Genomic DNA, 704 nt, shown 5'->3' with positions numbered 1-704 from the left:
GGCCGCTGGGGCTTCTGGAAGTGTTTCGACCGTCTGCGCCTGGATGGGCGGCCTTGGAATCACAAGCGGGTCTGGCGCGTGTATTGCGAGTTGGGCCTGAACATCCCGCGCCGCACGAAACGACGCACTCCCAAGCGCGATCCGGTGCCGCTGGCAGCGGCGCCCTTGGTGAATCAGGGTTGGGCCCTGGACTTCATGCACGACGTGCTCTACGACGGCAGGCGGTTCCGCACGCTCAACGTGATCGACGAGGCCAACCGGGAGGCTCTGGCCATCCTGGTGGCCCAGTCACTGCCGGCGTCGATGCTGATCCGGACGATGGACCGCTTGGTCGATTGGTACGGCTCACCGCAGTCGATCCGGATGGACAACGGGCCGGAGATGACCAGCCACGACTTCGTCGAATGGGCCCGGCGCCGGGGCATCACGCTCAACTACATCGAGCCCGGCGAGCCCAACCAGAACGCCTACATCGAGCGCTTCAACCGGACGTTCTGCACCGAGGTGCTGGACGCCTGGCTGTTCAACTCCATCGAACAGGTTCAGGCCATCGCCGACGACTGGCTGACCCATTAAAAAAAACGCCCGGCAAAGACCGGGCGTTTTACTCTGGTATGGAGTAGCCTGACGATGTCCTACTTTCACACGGGAATCCGCACTATCATCGGCGCAGAGGCGTTTCACTGTCCTGTTCGGGATGGGAA

1 rRNA gene and 1 pseudogene are annotated in these 704 nt (G+C 62.6%); one reads left to right on the top strand and one right to left on the bottom strand.

The window, feature by feature from the left end:
* Nucleotides 1-567 (top strand): annotated as a pseudogene (locus G3A44_RS23175) (DDE-type integrase/transposase/recombinase); the annotation flags it as partial.
* A gap of 55 nt (nucleotides 568-622) precedes the next feature.
* On the opposite strand, the gene rrf reads toward G3A44_RS23175, so the two are convergent.
* Nucleotides 623-704: ribosomal RNA gene (rrf, locus tag G3A44_RS24305) — 5S ribosomal RNA — on the bottom strand; the annotation flags it as partial.

Origin of the sequence: Ideonella livida (assembly GCF_010499455.1) — a bacterium.
GTDB lineage: Bacteria > Pseudomonadota > Gammaproteobacteria > Burkholderiales > Burkholderiaceae_C > Ideonella > Ideonella livida.
This window is presented reverse-complemented; position numbering and strand designations above follow the sequence as displayed.